This window comes from Lysobacter sp. GX 14042, from assembly GCF_021390425.1.
Lineage (GTDB): Bacteria > Pseudomonadota > Gammaproteobacteria > Xanthomonadales > Xanthomonadaceae > Novilysobacter.
Genome location: NZ_JAJUWY010000001.1, coordinates 619,646 through 635,532, shown reverse-complemented (window position 1 = coordinate 635,532; position 15,887 = coordinate 619,646). Strand labels below are relative to the sequence as shown.

13 protein-coding genes and 1 tRNA gene are annotated in these 15,887 nt (G+C 68.2%); all 14 read left to right on the top strand.

The window, feature by feature from the left end:
* Nucleotides 1-9: 9 nt before the first annotated feature.
* The 14 genes from nuoI (at nt 10) to pnp (ending at nt 15,784) form a co-directional block, all read left to right on the top strand.
* Nucleotides 10-498: an NADH-quinone oxidoreductase subunit NuoI gene (gene nuoI / locus LY625_RS02980; RefSeq protein WP_233737495.1), complete on the top strand. Its 489-nt coding sequence runs from the start codon at nt 10-12 to the stop codon at nt 496-498.
* A gap of 9 nt (nt 499-507) precedes the next feature.
* Nucleotides 508-1,188 (top strand): NADH-quinone oxidoreductase subunit J, encoded by a 681-nt coding sequence (locus tag LY625_RS02975; protein ID WP_233737494.1) that lies wholly within the window; start codon nt 508-510, stop codon nt 1,186-1,188.
* Nucleotides 1,185-1,508 (top strand): NADH-quinone oxidoreductase subunit NuoK, encoded by a 324-nt coding sequence (gene nuoK / locus LY625_RS02970; protein WP_233737493.1) that lies wholly within the window; start codon nt 1,185-1,187, stop codon nt 1,506-1,508. The genes LY625_RS02975 and nuoK overlap by 4 nt, the downstream gene beginning before the upstream one ends.
* A gap of 13 nt (nt 1,509-1,521) precedes the next feature.
* A complete protein-coding gene (gene nuoL / locus LY625_RS02965) occupies nt 1,522-3,627 on the top strand; it encodes an NADH-quinone oxidoreductase subunit L (RefSeq protein ID WP_233737492.1) in 2,106 nt (701 codons plus the stop codon).
* A gap of 39 nt (nt 3,628-3,666) precedes the next feature.
* Nucleotides 3,667-5,163, top strand: coding sequence for an NADH-quinone oxidoreductase subunit M (locus LY625_RS02960; RefSeq protein WP_233737576.1), 1,497 nt, complete (start codon nt 3,667-3,669; stop codon nt 5,161-5,163).
* 45 nt (nt 5,164-5,208) lie between these two features.
* Complete coding sequence (gene nuoN / locus LY625_RS02955) at nt 5,209-6,663, top strand: NADH-quinone oxidoreductase subunit NuoN (RefSeq protein ID WP_233737491.1); 1,455 nt, start codon at nt 5,209-5,211, stop codon at nt 6,661-6,663.
* Nucleotides 6,664-6,708: 45 nt separating this feature from the next.
* A tRNA-Met gene (locus tag LY625_RS02950) sits at nt 6,709-6,785 on the top strand.
* 142 nt (nt 6,786-6,927) lie between these two features.
* A complete protein-coding gene (rimP, locus tag LY625_RS02945; RefSeq protein ID WP_233737490.1) occupies nt 6,928-7,518 on the top strand; it encodes a ribosome maturation factor RimP in 591 nt (196 codons plus the stop codon).
* A 4-nt stretch (nt 7,519-7,522) separates the two neighbouring features.
* On the top strand, nt 7,523-9,010 hold the full coding sequence (gene nusA / locus LY625_RS02940; protein WP_233737489.1) for a transcription termination factor NusA: 1,488 nt from the start codon (nt 7,523-7,525) through the stop codon (nt 9,008-9,010).
* Between the two features lie 115 nt (nt 9,011-9,125).
* A complete protein-coding gene (gene infB / locus LY625_RS02935) occupies nt 9,126-11,687 on the top strand; it encodes a translation initiation factor IF-2 (protein WP_233737488.1) in 2,562 nt (853 codons plus the stop codon).
* Nucleotides 11,684-12,067 (top strand): 30S ribosome-binding factor RbfA, encoded by a 384-nt coding sequence (gene rbfA, locus LY625_RS02930; protein ID WP_233737487.1) that lies wholly within the window; start codon nt 11,684-11,686, stop codon nt 12,065-12,067. The genes infB and rbfA overlap by 4 nt, the downstream gene beginning before the upstream one ends.
* Nucleotides 12,068-12,146: 79 nt before the next feature.
* Complete coding sequence (gene truB / locus LY625_RS02925) at nt 12,147-13,079, top strand: tRNA pseudouridine(55) synthase TruB (RefSeq protein WP_233737486.1); 933 nt, start codon at nt 12,147-12,149, stop codon at nt 13,077-13,079.
* Between the two features lie 185 nt (nt 13,080-13,264).
* Nucleotides 13,265-13,525, top strand: coding sequence for a 30S ribosomal protein S15 (gene rpsO, locus LY625_RS02920; RefSeq protein ID WP_233737485.1), 261 nt, complete (start codon nt 13,265-13,267; stop codon nt 13,523-13,525).
* Between the two features lie 150 nt (nt 13,526-13,675).
* Complete coding sequence (pnp, locus tag LY625_RS02915; RefSeq protein WP_233737484.1) at nt 13,676-15,784, top strand: polyribonucleotide nucleotidyltransferase; 2,109 nt, start codon at nt 13,676-13,678, stop codon at nt 15,782-15,784.
* Nucleotides 15,785-15,887: the final 103 nt, after the last annotated feature.

Genomic DNA, 15,887 nt, shown 5'->3' with positions numbered 1-15,887 from the left:
GACAGGGACATGAACCGGATTTTTTCCTACTTCAAAAGCCTGCTGCTGATCGAGATGCTGCAGGGCATGTGGCTCACCCTGAAGTACCTGGGCAAGCCCAAGTACACGCTGATGTATCCGATGGAGAAGGTGCCGCAGTCGCCGCGTTTCCGCGGCATCCACGCACTGCGCCGCTATCCCAACGGCGAGGAGCGCTGCATCGCCTGCAAGCTGTGCGAGGCAGTGTGCCCGGCGCTGGCGATCACCATCGACTCGGAGCGTCGCGAGGACGGCACCCGCCGCACCACGCGCTACGACATCGACCTGTTCAAGTGCATCTTCTGCGGGTTCTGCGAGGAGTCCTGCCCGGTCGACTCGATCGTGGAGACCCACGTCCACGAATACCACTTCGACCAGCGCGGGCAGAACGTGGTCACCAAGCCGCAGCTGCTGGCCATCGGCGACCGCCTGGAGGCGGAGATCGCCGAGCGCCGCGCCGCCGACGCGCCCTACCGCTGAGTACCCGACATGGATCTGGCTTCGATTGCATTCCTCGTGTTCGCCCTGGTCGCGGTCGCCGCGGCCGTCGGGGTGATCAGCTTCAAGAACCCGGTGCACGCCGCGCTGTCGCTGGTGCTGACGTTCTTCTCGGTGGCCTGCGTGTGGATCATCGCGGGGGCCGAGTTCCTCGGGGTCGCGCTGGTGGTCATCTACGTCGGCGCGGTCATGGTGCTGCTGCTGTTCGTGGTGATGATGCTGGAGGTCGACCTGGCGCCGATCCGCGAGGGTTACGTGCGCTACCTGCCGGTGGGCATCGTGGTCGCGGTGGTGATGCTGGTCGAGATCCTGGTGCTGATCGGCGCCTTCGCGCTGATGGACAGCCCGCTGCCCGCGCATCCGGCGGCCGTCGGTGCGATCAGCAACACCGAGTGGCTGGCCATGGCGCTGTTCACCGAGTTCCTGCTGCCGTTCGAGACCGCGGCGGTGATCCTGACCGTGGCGGTGATCGCGGCGGTGATGCTGACCCTGCGCAAGCGTCCGAACACCCGCAGGCAGAACCCGTCCGAGCAGGTGCGCGTGCGCCCCGGCGACCGGCTGCGCATGGTGAGCATGCGGTCCGAGCCGCAGGCCCCGGCGCCGGCTCCGCGCTCGCTGCGTGACCACAACCCCGACGGCACGGCTGCCGGCAACCAGGGAGGCGACCGATGAACCTGTTCTCCACCGGGCTCGCCCTGGGCCACCTGCTGACGCTGGGCGCGGTGCTGTTCTGCATCGCGGTCGCGGGCATCTTCATCAACCGCAAGAACGTGATCGTGCTGCTGATGTGCATCGAGATGATGCTGCTGTCGGTGAACATCAACTTCGTCGCGTTCTCGCGCCAGTTCGGCGATCCCTCCGGCCAGGTGTTCGTGTTCTTCATCCTGACCGTCGCCGCCGCCGAGGCCGCCATCGGCCTGGCGATCCTGGTCACGCTTTTCCGCAACCGGCGCACGATCAACGTCGCCGAAATCGACATGATGAAGGGTTGATCCGATGCCGGGCATGGAGTTCACGCTTTCCAAGTCGGTGCTGCTGGCGATCGTGCTGGCACCGCTGGCCGGTTCACTGCTGGCCGGCTTCGCCGGCCGCTGGATCGGCCGCGCCGGTGCGCACACCGCCACCATCCTCGGCGTGGCGGCCAGCTGCGCGCTGTCGTGCTGGGTGCTGTGGCAGCTGGTCGGGCAGGGCGCCGCGCCGTTCAACGAGAACGTCTACACCTGGTTCCAGGTGGGCGGGCTCGAGGCGCACGTCGGCTTCATGGTCGACCGGCTGACGGCGATGATGATGGTCGTGGTGACCTTCGTCGCGCTGCTGGTGCACGTCTACACCATCGGCTACATGCGCGAGGACGACGGCTACCAGCGCTTCTTCAGCTACATCTCGCTGTTCACGTTCTCGATGCTCATGCTGGTGATGAGCAACAACTTCGTGCAGCTGTTCTTCGGCTGGGAAGCGGTGGGCCTGGTGTCCTACCTGCTGATCGGCTTCTGGTTCAAGAAGCCCTCGGCGGCGTTCGCCAACCTCAAGGCCTTCCTGGTCAACCGGGTCGGCGACTTCGGCTTCCTGCTCGGCATCGCCGGCATCGTGCTGGTGTTCGGCTCGCTGGACTACGCCACCGTGTTCGCCAATGCGCCGATGCTGGCGGAGCTGTCGATCGCGGTGATCCCCGGCCATGAATGGTCGGTGGCGACGCTGATCTGCATCCTGTTGTTCATCGGTGCCATGGGCAAGTCGGCGCAGGTTCCGCTGCACGTGTGGCTGCCCGACTCGATGGAGGGCCCGACCCCGATCTCGGCGCTGATCCACGCCGCGACCATGGTCACCGCCGGCATCTTCATGGTCGCGCGCATGTCGCCGCTGTTCGAGCTGAGCCCGACCGCGCTGTCCTTCGTGCTGTTCATCGGTGCCACCACGGCGTTCTTCACCGGCCTGATCGGCATCGTGCAGAACGACATCAAGCGCGTGGTCGCGTACTCCACGCTGTCGCAGCTGGGCTACATGACGGTGGCGCTGGGCGTGTCGGCGTACTCGGCCGCCGTGTACCACCTGATGACCCACGCCTTCTTCAAGGCGCTGCTGTTCCTGGGCGCGGGCTCGGTGATCATCGCCATGCACCACGAGCAGGACATGCGCAAGATGGGCGGCCTGCGACGCTACATGCCGGTGACCTACATCACCATGGTGATCGGCACCCTGGCGCTGGTGGGCACGCCGTTCTTCAGCGGCTTCTATTCCAAGGACACCATCGTCGAGGCCGCGGCTCACGCGGCGGAGCAGGGCGGCTGGATCGCGCAGTACGCGCACTGGGCGGTGCTGCTGGGTGCCTTCGTCACCGCGTTCTACAGCTTCCGCCTGCTGTACCTGACCTTCCATGGTGGCGAGCGCTTCCGTGACGCCGCGCCGTCGCATGCGGTCGCGGCCGTCGACGAGCACGGCCAGCACACGAAGCACGAGCCGGCCCACGACGATGCCCACGGCCACGACGGCCACCACGACCACGAGCCGAAGGAGTCGCCGTGGGTGGTGACCCTGCCGCTGGTGCTGCTGGCGATCCCGTCGGTGGTGATCGGTTTCCTGACCGCCGGCCCGATGCTGTTCGGCACCAACTGGAGCGGCTCGGAGCAGCAGCTGCCGTTCTTCCTCGGTGCGATTGACCTGGCCGCCACCCGCGACACCGTCGCCCAGGTCGGCGCGCAGGTCTGGCACGGTCCGGTGGCCTATGCGCTGCACGGCTTCCAGGCGCCGGTGTTCTGGCTGACCCTCGCCGGCTTCGCCCTGGCCACCTTCCTGTACCTGTTCCGTCCCGACCTGCCGGGCAAGGCGCGCCATGCGCTCGCCCTGCCGGTGCGGATCCTGGAGGACAAGTACGGCTTCGACCGCCTGTGGATCGACGGCCTGGCCGGTGGCAGCTACGCGCTGGGCAAGGTGTTCCGCTGGTTCGATACCTGGATCATCGACGGGCTGTTCGTGAACGGTTCGGCCCGGGTGGTCGACTTGGTCGCCAGCGTCAGCCGCCGTGCCCAGTCCGGCTATCTCTACCACTACGCCTTCGCGATGATCCTCGGCCTGATCCTGCTGCTGGCCGTGCTCATCCGTACCTTGAACTGACAGGACCGCGACGTGACCCCTGAGCCTCTCCACAGCGCGATGCCCTTGCTGAGCCTGCTTGTCTGGCTGCCGATCCTCGGTGGCCTGCTGACCCTCGCCATCGGTCCGCGCGACAACGCCGCCCGCTGGTTCGCCACCCTCGTCGCGGCGGCCACGCTGCTGCTGACCATCCCGCTGCTCACCGGCTTCGAGTACGGCACCGCGGCGATGCAGTTCGTCGAGGACCGGGCCTGGATCCCGGCCTTCGACATCCGCTACCACATGGGCGTGGACGGCTTCTCGGTGCCGCTGATCGCCCTGACCACGCTGACCTCGCTGCTGGTGCTGATCGGCGCCTGGGGCGTGGACAAGCGGGTGAGCCAGTACTACGCCTGCTTCCTGATCCTGGAAGGGCTGATGATCGGCGTGTTCGCGGCCCTGGACGCGATGCTGTTCTACGTGTTCTTCGAGTTCATGCTGGTGCCGATGTTCATCATCATCGGCGTGTGGGGCGGACCGCGCCGGGTGTACGCCTCGATCAAGTTCTTCCTGTACACGTTCCTGGGCTCGCTGTTCATGCTGCTGGGCCTGATCTACCTGTACATGCAGGGCGGCAGCTGGCAGATCGCCGACATGGTGCAGCTGCAGCTGTCGGCCACCGAGCAGATGTGGCTGCTGTTCGCGTTCGTGATCGCCTTCGCGGTGAAGGTGCCGATGTTCCCGGTGCACACCTGGCTCCCGGACGCGCACGTGGAGGCGCCGACCGGCGGCTCGGTGATCCTGGCGGCGATCATGCTGAAGATCGGCGGCTACGGCTTCCTGCGCTTCGCGCTGCCGATCGCCCCGGACGCCGGCGCCGAGTGGGCCTGGCTGCTGATCCTGCTCAGCCTGGTGGCGGTGGTCTACGTCGGCCTGGTCGCGCTGGCGCAGGACGACATGAAGAAGCTGGTGGCGTACTCCTCGGTCTCGCACATGGGCTTCGTGACCCTGGGCATCTTCATCGCCTTCGGCCTGGTGCGCGAGTACGGCAACGTCGACGGCGCGCAGCTGGGCCTGCAGGGCGCGATGGTGCAGATGATCAGCCACGGCTTCATCTCCGGCGCCATGTTCACCTGCATCGGCGTGCTGTATGACCGCATGCACACCCGGCGCATCTCCGATTACGGCGGCGTCGGCGGGCCGATGCGCTGGTTCGCGCTGTTCTACGTGCTGTTCGCGATGGCCAACTCGGGCCTGCCGGGCACCTCGGGCTTCGTCGGCGAGTTCATGGTGGTGGTCGCCAGCTTCCAGCTGCACCCGCTGGTCGCGCTGTTCGCCGCGATGACCCTGATCATCGGCGCGGGCTACTCGCTGTACCTGGTCAAGCGCGTGCTGTGGGGGCCGGTGGCCAACGAGAACGTCGCCCGGCTCAGGGACATCAACGGGCGCGAATGGGCGGTGCTGGGCTTGTTCGCCATCGGCACCCTGCTGGTCGGCGTGTACCCGAAGCCGCTGACCGACCTGATGGAGCCCACCGTCGCCAACCTGGTGATGCAGATCGCCACCTCCAAGCTCTAAGACCGGCGACCGCCCCCGGGCGTGCCGACCAATGCGAGATTCCAGATGATCGCCGTACCTGTCCGTTCCGCTGCCGACCTGCTGCCCCTGCTGCCCGAGCTGGTACTGGTCGGCGGTGCCTTTGCGCTGTTGATCCTGGACCTGTTCCTGTCCGAGCGGCACAAGGTGGTGACCCACGTGCTGGCCACCGCGCTGCTGGTGCTGGCCGGCGTGCTGCTGGCCGCCGGCGTGGGCGGGCACGGCGAGGTCTTCCACGGCATGTTCGTGCGCGACACGGTGGCCGACGTGCTGAAGATCGCGCTGTGCGTGGTCGGCGTGCTGTCGATGACCTTCATCTGGCCGTACCTGCGCGACCGCGGCCTGTACCAGGGCGAGGTCGCGGTGCTGGTGCTGTTCGCCACCGTCGGCATGATGCTGCTGGTCTCGGCCGGCACCCTGGTGATGGTCTACGTCGGGCTGGAGATGCTGGCGCTGTGCTCCTATGCGCTGGTGGTGGCCGACCGCGACAGCCCGGTGGCTTCCGAGGCCGGCATCAAGTATTTCGTGCTCGGTTCGCTGGCCTCCGGCCTGTTGCTGTACGGCCTGTCGCTGGTCTACGGCGCGACCGGGAGCCTGTACCTGGACGAGATCGCGGCCTCGATGGCGGCCGGTGGCGCCTCGACCATGCTGATGACCGGCATCGTGTTCGTGATCGCCGGCATCGCCTTCAAGTTCGGTGCCGCGCCGTTCCACATGTGGCTGCCGGACGTCTACCACGGCGCGCCGACCGCGATCTCGCTGTTCATCGGCTCCGCGCCCAAGCTGGCGACCTTCGGCATGACCTACCGCCTGCTGGAGGTCGGCGCCGGGCCGGCGGCCGGCAGCTGGCAGCTGGCGCTGGCGTGGCTGGCGGTGATCTCGCTGGTGCTGGGCAACCTGGGCGCGTTGATGCAGTCGAACTTCAAGCGGCTGCTGGCGTACTCGACGATCTCCCACGTGGGTTTCGTGTTCATCGGCTTCGCCGGTGGCGGGGCGGGCGGCTTCGCGGCCTCGATGTTCTACGCGATCAGCTATGCGCTGATGGCCACCGCCGGCTTCGGCGCGATCGTGATGATGTCCAGCCGCGGCTTCGAGGCCGACGCGCTCGACGACTACCGCGGCCTCAACCAGCGCAACCCCTGGATGGCCGGGATGATCCTGTGCGTGATGGTCTCGCTGGCCGGCGTGCCGCCGTTCCTGGGCTTCTGGGCCAAGCTGGCGGTGCTGCAGGCGGCGATCCAGGGCGGCATGCTGTGGCTGGCGATCGTCGGCATCGTGTTCGCGGTCGTGGGCGCGTTCTACTACCTCAAGGTGGTCAAGAACATGTACTTCGACGAGCCGGTCGGCGAGCTGCCGGCGCCGGTCGACCACCGTCCGATGCGCGTCGTGTTCGGCGTCAACGCCCTGGGCCTGCTGGTGCTGGGCATGGCGTGGAGCCCGATCATGGAGTGGTGCCAGCGGGCATTTTCAGGCATCGCATAAAAAGTGTTGCAATAGTTTCAGCCGTCGATATAATGGGCGGCCTGATGCGGGGTGGAGCAGTCTGGCAGCTCGTCGGGCTCATAACCCGAAGGTCGTAGGTTCAAATCCTACCCCCGCTACCAGCTTCGGCTGAAAGGAAGCCTCCTTGCGAGGCTTTCTTTTTTCAGCCAGCCGGGCCCGGTGGTGCGTTCTGCTCACGCACTGCTCTACATCCGAGGTATGGACAAGGGCCCGGTCGGGCCCTTTGTCGTTTCCGGAGAGTGCATGACAGACAAGGCCACCGAGATCGCCAGCCTGCTCGCCCCGACCGTCGGGTCGCTCGGGCTCGAGCTGTTGGGCATCGAATACCTGCCGGCCACCGGCGGGGCGCTGGTGCGGCTGTATATCGACGTGCCCGCCGGTGAGGCGGGCGGCAACGGTGCCGCGCCACGTGCGGTAGGCATCGAGGACTGCGAGGCGGTCAGCCGCGAGGTCTCGGCCCAGCTCGACGTCGAAGACCCGATCAGCGGCAACTACACCCTGGAAGTCTCGTCCCCGGGGCTGGACCGTCCGCTGTTCACCCCCGACCATTACCGCCGCTTCACCGGCGAGACCGCCAAGGTCGTGCTGCGCCTGCCGCAGGACGGACGCAGGCGGCTCACCGGGCGGATCGGCGCGGTCGAAGGCGGGGACATCACCTTCCAGGTCGACGGCAGCCCGTTCACGGTGGCCTTCGACAACATAGAAAAGGCGCGCCTGGTGCCCGACTGGGCCGCGCTTGGACTTGCCGCAGGCAAGCCCGGCAAGGGCTCCGGGCGAACGAACAACAAATCCACCAACAAGCCGGCGGCCGACGGGCCGGATTCGGCGGAGTAACGAGATGAGCAAGGAACTGTTGCTGGTCGTTGACGCGGTCGCAAACGAGAAGGGCGTGCCGGAATCGGTGATCTTCGAGGCCATCGAGGCCGCGCTGGCATCCGCCGCCAAGAAGCGCTACACCGACGAGGATGTGCTGGTGCGCGTCTCCATCGACCGCAAGGACGGCAGCTACGAGACCTTCCGGCGCATGGAGGTGATCGCCGACGACGGGGAGATGGAATCCCCGGACCGGCAGCTGCGCCTGATGGACGCGCTCGACGAAGTCGAGGGCGCCGAAATCGGCGACTACATCGAAGAGCAGATCGAAAACCCGGAGTTCGGGCGCATCGCCGCCCAGGCCGCCAAGCAGGTGATCGTCCAGCGCGTGCGCGAGGCCGAGCGCCAGCAGGTCGTGGACGCCTGGAAGGACCGGGTCGGCGAGCTGGTCACCGGGATCGTCAAGCGCGTGGAGCGCGGCAACATCTATGTCGACCTGGGTGGCAACGCCGAGGCGATCATCACCAAGGACAAGGGCATCCCGCGCGACGTGCTGCGCACCGGCGACCGCGTGCGCGGCTACCTGTACGACGTGCGCCCCGAGCCGCGCGGCCCGCAGCTGTTCATCAGCCGCGCGGCGCCGGAATTCATGATGGAGCTGTTCAAGCTCGAGGTGCCCGAGGTCGGCCAGGGGCTGGTGTCGATCATGGCCTGCGCCCGTGACCCGGGCGACCGCGCCAAGATCGCCGTGCTGGCCCACGACAACCGCACCGACCCGATCGGCGCCTGCATCGGCATGCGCGGCTCGCGGGTGCAGGCGGTGACCAACGAACTCAATGGCGAACGCGTGGACATCGTGCTGTGGTCGGACAACCCGGCCCAGTTCGTGATCAACGCCATGGCGCCGGCCGAGGTCCAGTCGATCATCGTCGACGAGGACAAGCACTCCATGGACCTGGCGGTCGCCGAGGACCGGCTGGCGCAGGCGATCGGCAAGGGCGGGCAGAACGTGCGCCTGGCCAGCCGCATGACCGGCTGGCAGCTCAACGTGATGACCGCCGAGCAGGTGCAGGCCAAGAGCGAGGCCGAGCAGACCCAGGCCCGCGAGCTGTTCCAGGAGAAGCTTGAGGTCGACGAGGAAATCGCCGGCATCCTGGTCTCCGAGGGCTTCGGCACCGTCGAGGAGATCGCCTACGTGCCGGTCGGCGAGCTGCTGGCGGTGGAAGGCTTCGACGAGGACATCGTCGAGGAACTCCGCGCCCGCGCCCGCGATGCGCTGCTCAACGAGGCGCTGGCCGCCGAAGAGGAGCTGGCCTCGCAGGAGCCGTCCGCCGAGCTGCTGTCGATGGAAGGCATGGACGAGGTGCTGGCCTACGCGCTGGCGGCCAACGGCGTGGTCACCCGCGACGACCTGGCCGACCTGGCCACCGACGAGCTGACCGTCTACGAAGGCGTGGACAAGGCCCGCGCGGCGGCATTGATCATGGAGGCCCGCAAGCACTGGTTCGAGTAACCGGAGCATGTGGGGCCCACCGCTCATGAACACGGGACTGCGCCCATGAAACCGCAGGGATAGAATTAGCGCTCACCGCGCCGGCCGTGCCGGCGCCTCAGGAAACGGGAACCGAATGTCGCAGCAAACCACCATTCGCAAGCTGGCCGCACTGGTGAACACACCGGTCGAGAAGTTGCTGGAACAGCTGGCCGAGGCCGGCATGAAGTTCAGCGACCCCGACCAGGTGGTCTCCAGCACCGAGAAGGTCAAGCTGCTCGGCTTCCTGCGGCGCACCCACGGCAAGGGCGCGGAGGCCGACGAGAAGATCGCCGCGCCGCGCAAGATCACCCTCAGCCGCAACCGCAAGCAGGAGCTGACGGTCGGCGGCGGTAAGAACCGCTCCACGGTCGACGTGGTGGTGCGCAAGAAGGTCACCCTGGTTCCGCCGGGCCCGGATGCGCCGGCCGGTGCCGGTGGCAACGACGAACGCGCCGAGATCCTGCGCAAGCTCGAGGAGTCGCGCCAGCGCAACCTCGCCGAGCAGAAGGCGCTGGAAGAGGCCGACCGCCTGCGCGCCGAGGCGGCCGAGCGGGCGAAGAAGGAAGCCGAGGAGGCCGAGCGCCGCAAGGCCGAGGAGGCGCTGGCTGCCCAGGCCTCCGCCGCCCGCCCGGTGCCGGCGGCCAGCGCACCCGAGGCCGTCGCGGCGGCCCCGGCCCCGGCGCGTGCGCGCGAGGACCAGCGTGGCCGCAACCAGCGCGACCGCCCCGGTGGCGAGGGCGACGCGCGCGGCAAGCGCTTCGCCGGCAAGATGCACCTGAGCGAGTCCGACCGCGCCCGCCGCTCCAGCGGCGCCGGTGCCCGTGGCCGCGGCAAGTCGCGCCGCCATCCGGACCAGAGCCGCACCGGTACCGGGTTCACCCGGCCGACCGCACCGATCGTGCGCGAGGTGGCGATCGGCGAGACCATCACCGTGGCCGACCTGGCGCAGCAGATGGCGCTCAAGGGCGGCGAGGTGGTCAAGGCGCTGTTCAAGATGGGCGTGATGGCCACCATCACCCAGTCCATCGACCACGACACCGCGGTGCTGGTGACCGAGGAGCTCGGCCACACGCCGGTCGCCGCGACCGGCAACGACGCCGAGGACGCGCTGCTGGCGCACGTGGAGGACGTGCAGGGCGAGGCCGTGCCGCGCCCGCCGGTGGTCACCATCATGGGCCACGTCGACCACGGCAAGACCTCGACGCTGGACTACATCCGCCGCACCCGCGTGGCTTCGGGCGAGGCCGGTGGCATCACCCAGCACATCGGCGCCTACCACGTGGAAACCGACAAGGGGATCATCAGCTTCCTGGACACCCCGGGCCACGCGGCGTTCTCTTCGATGCGTTCGCGCGGTGCCCAGCTGACCGACATCGTGGTCCTGGTGGTCGCCGCCGATGACGGCGTCAAGCCGCAGACCGTCGAGGCGATCCAGCATGCGCGCGCCGCGAAGGTGCCGCTGATCGTGGCGATCAACAAGATCGACAAGTCCGACGCCGATCCGCTGCGGGTCAAGAACGAACTGCTCGAGCACGACGTCGTGGCCGAGGACTTCGGTGGCGACACCCAGATGGTCGAGATCTCGGCCAAGACCGGTGCGAACTTCGACGCGCTGCTGGATGCGATCTCGCTGCAGGCCGAGGTGCTCGAGCTCACCGCCGTCGCCGAGGGCCGCGCCAGCGGTACCGTCATCGAGTCTGCGCTGGACAAGGGCCGCGGCCCGGTCGCCACGGTGCTGGTGCAGCAGGGCGAGCTCAAGCGGGGCGACTACCTGGTGTGCGGCGTGCAGTACGGCCGCGTGCGTGCGCTGTTCGACGAGACCGGCGCCCAGGTGGAATCGGCCGGCCCGTCGATCCCGGTGCAGGTGCTCGGCCTGTCGGGCGTGCCCGATGCCGGCGACGACTTCGTCGCGGTCGAGGACGAGCGCCTGGCCAAGGACGTCGCCGAGCAGCGCGACGCCCGGCGCCGCGAGTCCCGGCTGGTTGCCCAGGGTGGCAACCGGATGGAGGACATCATGGCGCAGATGGCCGAAGGCGCCGGCCAGCAGGCCCTCAACCTGGTGGTCAAGGGCGATGTCCACGGCTCGGTGCAGGCCCTGCGCGAGGCGCTGACCGCGCTGTCGACCAGCGACATCCGCATCAACGTGATCCGCGCCGGCGTGGGCGGCATCACCGAGTCGGACGCCAACCTGGCCTCGACCTCGAAGGCGACCCTCATCGGCTTCAACGTCCGTGCCGACGCGACCGCCCGCAAGGTCATCGAGACCAACGGCCTGGACCTGCGCTACTTCTCGATCATCTATGACGTGATCGACCAGGTGAAGCAGGTCGCCTCGGGCATCCTGGGCATGGAGATCCGCGAGGAGATCATCGGCACCGCCGAGGTGCTGCAGGTGTTCCGCCACTCCAAGTTCGGCTCGATCGCCGGTTCGCGCGTGGTCGAGGGCGTGTTCCGCGCCGGCAAGCCGGTCCGGGTGCTGCGCGACAACACCGTCATCTTCGAGGGCGAACTGGACTCGCTGCGGCGCTTCCAGGACAACGTCAACGAGGTCAAGGAAGGCAGCGAGTGCGGCATCGGCGTCAAGGGCTACGACCAGGTCAAGGTCGGTGACCACATCGAGTGCTTCGAGCGTATCGAGGTGCAGAGGACCCTGTGACCAAGTCCTTCACCCGCAGCGACCGCGTCTCGGCCCAGCTCCGCAGGGAGCTGGGTACGCTGGTGCATGCCGCCGTGCGCGAGCACGGGTTGCCGTCGGTCAGCGTCTCGGACGTGGAGATCAGCCGCGACCTGGCGCACGCCAAGGTGTTCTTCACCGCGCTGCAGCCGGAGCGGGCGAAGGAAGCCCGCAAGGGGCTGGCCGGGCTTGCCGGGCAGCTGCGCTTCGAGCTGGGGCGGGCGGTGAGGATGCGCCACGTGCCCGAGCTGCACTTCCACTACGACGACTCCTACGACCGCGGCGAGCGCATCGACACCCTGCTGCGGGAGAACCCGCCGGTGGCCGAAGAGGACGCGGACGACAGCGGGGACCGGGACTAGGCCGGGCGGTCCGGCGGCCGTGCCGCGCGGGGACCGGTCGCACGCATCCGGTCGCCGGCACGCCATCTACAATGCCGTGATGAACCAACCACGCAGGCAGGCCCGCAACGTCGACGGCATCGTGCTGCTCGACAAGCCGGCCGGGCTCAGTTCCAACCAGGCACTGCAGCGCGTCAAGCGCCTGTACCGTGCCGCCAAGGCCGGGCATACCGGGAGCCTGGATCCGCTCGCCACCGGCCTGCTGCCGGTCTGCCTGGGCGAGGCGACCAAGATCGCCGGCCACCTGCTCGGCGCGCGCAAGGCGTACCGCACGATCGCCGTGCTGGGGGCGACCACCGATACCGACGATGCCGACGGCCAGGTGCTGCTCGAACGGCCGGTACCCGCGCTTGCGGATGCCGCCATCGAGGCCGCCCTGGCGCCGCTGCGCGGGCGCATCGCGCAGCGTGCCCCGGTGTACTCGGCACTCAAGCGCGGCGGCGAGCCGCTGTACGCACTGGCGCGGCGCGGCGAGGTGATCGAGGCGCCGGTCCGCGAGGTCGAGGTGCACCGGCTGGAGCTCGCCGGGCGGGACGGTGCGCGGCTGGAGCTGGAAGTCGAGTGCGGCTCCGGCACCTACGTCCGCAGCCTGGTCCGCGACCTTGGCGAAACCTTGGGTTGCGGTGCGCATGTCGCCGGGTTGCGGCGGCTGTGGGTGGAACCGTTCAGCCGGCCGCGCATGTTCACCCTGGAAGAACTTGAGCGCACGGCGGGCGCGGGCGAGCCCGCGCTGGACGCCCTGGTGCTGCCGCTGGAGGCCGGCCTGGTGGGTTTCCCCGAGGTCAGGATCGATGCCGCCCAGGCAGGCAGGCTGCTGCAGGGCCAGCGCCTGCGGCTCCACGGCGGCGTGGAGGACGGGCCGGCCGGCGAGGTCGCCGTGTTCGGACCGGATGGCCGGGCGCTGGGGCTTGCCGAGGTCGACGCCGGCCTGCTGCGGCCGCGACGCCTGTTCAGCCGGGCCGCCATGGCGTAACCGGCCAGACCGGCCGCGTGCTTGTGAGCCCGCCGGGGCGCGGGATACAATGCCGGTCGCCTTTTCCCAAGGGAAAGGCGGTTCATCCATCCAGTCAAGCAAGCGGCGGACCAGGCGGTGCGCCGGTGCCGTCCTTTCCGGCGCCGGTCGTTCTTCTGCAGGTCGCGCGTCCAACGAGGCAATACATGTCCATCGACACCAGCAAGGTCATCGAAGAAAACAAGCGCGGCGAGAACGACACCGGTTCGCCGGAAGTCCAGGTCGCCCTGCTGACCGCCCGCATCGAGCAGCTCCAGAGCCACTTCAAGGAGCACAAGCAGGACCACCACAGCCGCCGCGGGCTGCTGATGATGGTGAACCGCCGGCGCAGCCTGCTCGACTACCTGCACCGCAAGGATGCCGAAAGGTACAAGGCCCTGATCGCCAAGCTCGGTCTGCGCCGCTGATCGAAATACCCACCGCGGCGCAGTGATGCGCCGCGGCCGTTTCCGGGGTCGACGACAGAACGGTCGGACGCTCCCCAGGTCGCGAGCCGGCGACCGACCGGGCAGGGCAAGGGTGCTGTCCGGACCGCATCGAACCGATAGGAACCCAACGTGGCAAAAATCACCAAGACCTTCCAGTACGGCAAGCACCAGGTCACCCTGGAAACCGGCGAGATCGCCCGCCAGGCCGGCGGCGCCGTCATCGTCAAGGTTGAAGACACCGTGCTGCTGGTCAGCGCCGTCGCCAACAGGACTGCGCGCGAGGGCCAGGACTTCTTCCCCCTGACCGTCGACTACCAGGAGAAGTTCTACGCCGGTGGCCGGATCCCGGGTGGCTTCTTCAAGCGCGAAGGCCGCGCGACCGAGAAGGAAACGCTGATCTCGCGCCTGATCGACCGGCCGATCCGCCCGCTGTTCCCGGAAGGCTTCCGCAACGAGGTCCAGGTCATCGCCACCGTGATGTCGATGAACCCGGAGATCGACGGCGACATCCCGGCGCTGCTGGGCGCGTCCGCCGCGCTGGCGCTGTCGGGCGCCCCGTTCGGCGGCCCGATCGGCGCCGCGAAGGTCGGCTACAAGGACGGTGAGTACCTGCTCAACCCGACGAAGACCGAACTCGAGGATTCCAGTCTGGAACTGGTCGTCGCCGGCACCCAGGCCGCCGTGCTGATGGTCGAGTCCGAGGCCGACGTGCTGTCCGAGGACGTCATGCTCGGCGCGGTGATGTTCGGCCACCGGGAAATGCAGGTCGCGATCAACGCCATCAACGAGCTGGTCGCCGAGGCCGGCAAGCCCAAGTGGGACTGGGCTGCCCCGGCTGCCGACCCGGCCATGGTCGATGCCCTCAAGGGTGCGATCGGCGACCGCCTGTCGGCCGCGTTCCAGATCCGCGACAAGGCCGAGCGCCGCGACAGCATCTCCGCGCTCAAGAAGGACGTGCTGGCGTCGCTGGCCGGCCAGATCGAGTCCAACGAGTGGAACCCGGCCGAGGTCTCCAAGCAGTTCGGCGAGCTCGAGTACGAGACCATGCGCGGCGCGGTGCTGAGCACCAAGGTCCGCATCGATGGCCGCGCGCCCGATACCGTGCGCCCGATCAGTGCCACCGCCGGCATCCTGCCGCGTACCCACGGTTCGGCCCTGTTCACCCGTGGCGAAACCCAGGCGATCGTGGTCACCACCCTGGGCACCGCGCGCGACGGCCAGATCATCGATGCCGTGTCGGGCGAGTACAAGGAACACTTCCTGTTCCACTACAACTTCCCCCCCTACTCGGTGGGCGAGGCCGGCCGGATGATGGGCCCGAAGCGCCGCGAGATCGGCCACGGCCGCCTGGCCAAGCGCGGCGTGCTTGCCGTCATGCCGTCGATGGAGGAGTTCCCGTACACCATCCGCGTGGTGTCGGAGATCACCGAGTCGAACGGTTCGTCCTCGATGGCTTCGGTCTGCGGCAGCTCGCTGGCGCTGATGGATGCCGGCGTGCCGATCAAGGCGCCGGTGGCCGGCATCGCGATGGGCCTGGTGAAGGAAGGCGACGACTACGTGGTGCTGAGCGACATCCTCGGTGACGAGGACCACCTCGGCGACATGGACTTCAAGGTGGCCGGCACCAGCGAGGGCATCTCCGCCCTGCAGATGGACATCAAGATCCAGGGCATCACCGAGGAGATCATGAAGGTCGCCCTCGCCCAGGCCAAGCAGGGCCGCCTGCACATCCTCGGCGAGATGGCCAGCGCGCTGACCGCCCCGCGCGAGGAGCTGTCGGAGTTCGCCCCGCGCCTGCTGACCATGAAGATCCACCCGGACAAGATCCGCGAAGTGATCGGCAAGGGTGGCTCGACCATCCAGGCCATCACCAAGGAGACCGGGACCCAGATCGACATCCAGGACGACGGCACCATCGTCATCGCCTCGGTCAACGCCGCCGCCGCCAACGCCGCCAAGGAGCGCATCGAGCAGATCACCTCCGATGTCGAGCCGGGCCGGATCTACGAGGGCAAGGTCGCCAAGATCATGGACTTCGGCGCGTTCGTGACCATCCTGCCGGGCAAGGACGGCCTGGTGCACGTCTCGCAGATCTCCAGCGAGCGCGTGGAGAAGGTCTCCGACAAGCTCAAGGAAGGCGACGTGGTCAAGGTCAAGGTGCTGGAAGTCGACAAGCAGGGCCGCATCCGCCTGTCGATGAAGGCCGTGGAGGAAGGCGAGGGCGCGTCGGCCGAGTGAGGCGACGGGTAATCGCAGGACATGGGAAAGCGGGCTCCGGCCCGCTTTTCCTTTTCCGGGGCCAGCGCATGCCGGAGTACTCCGGTGGGGGGCCGGGCCGGCC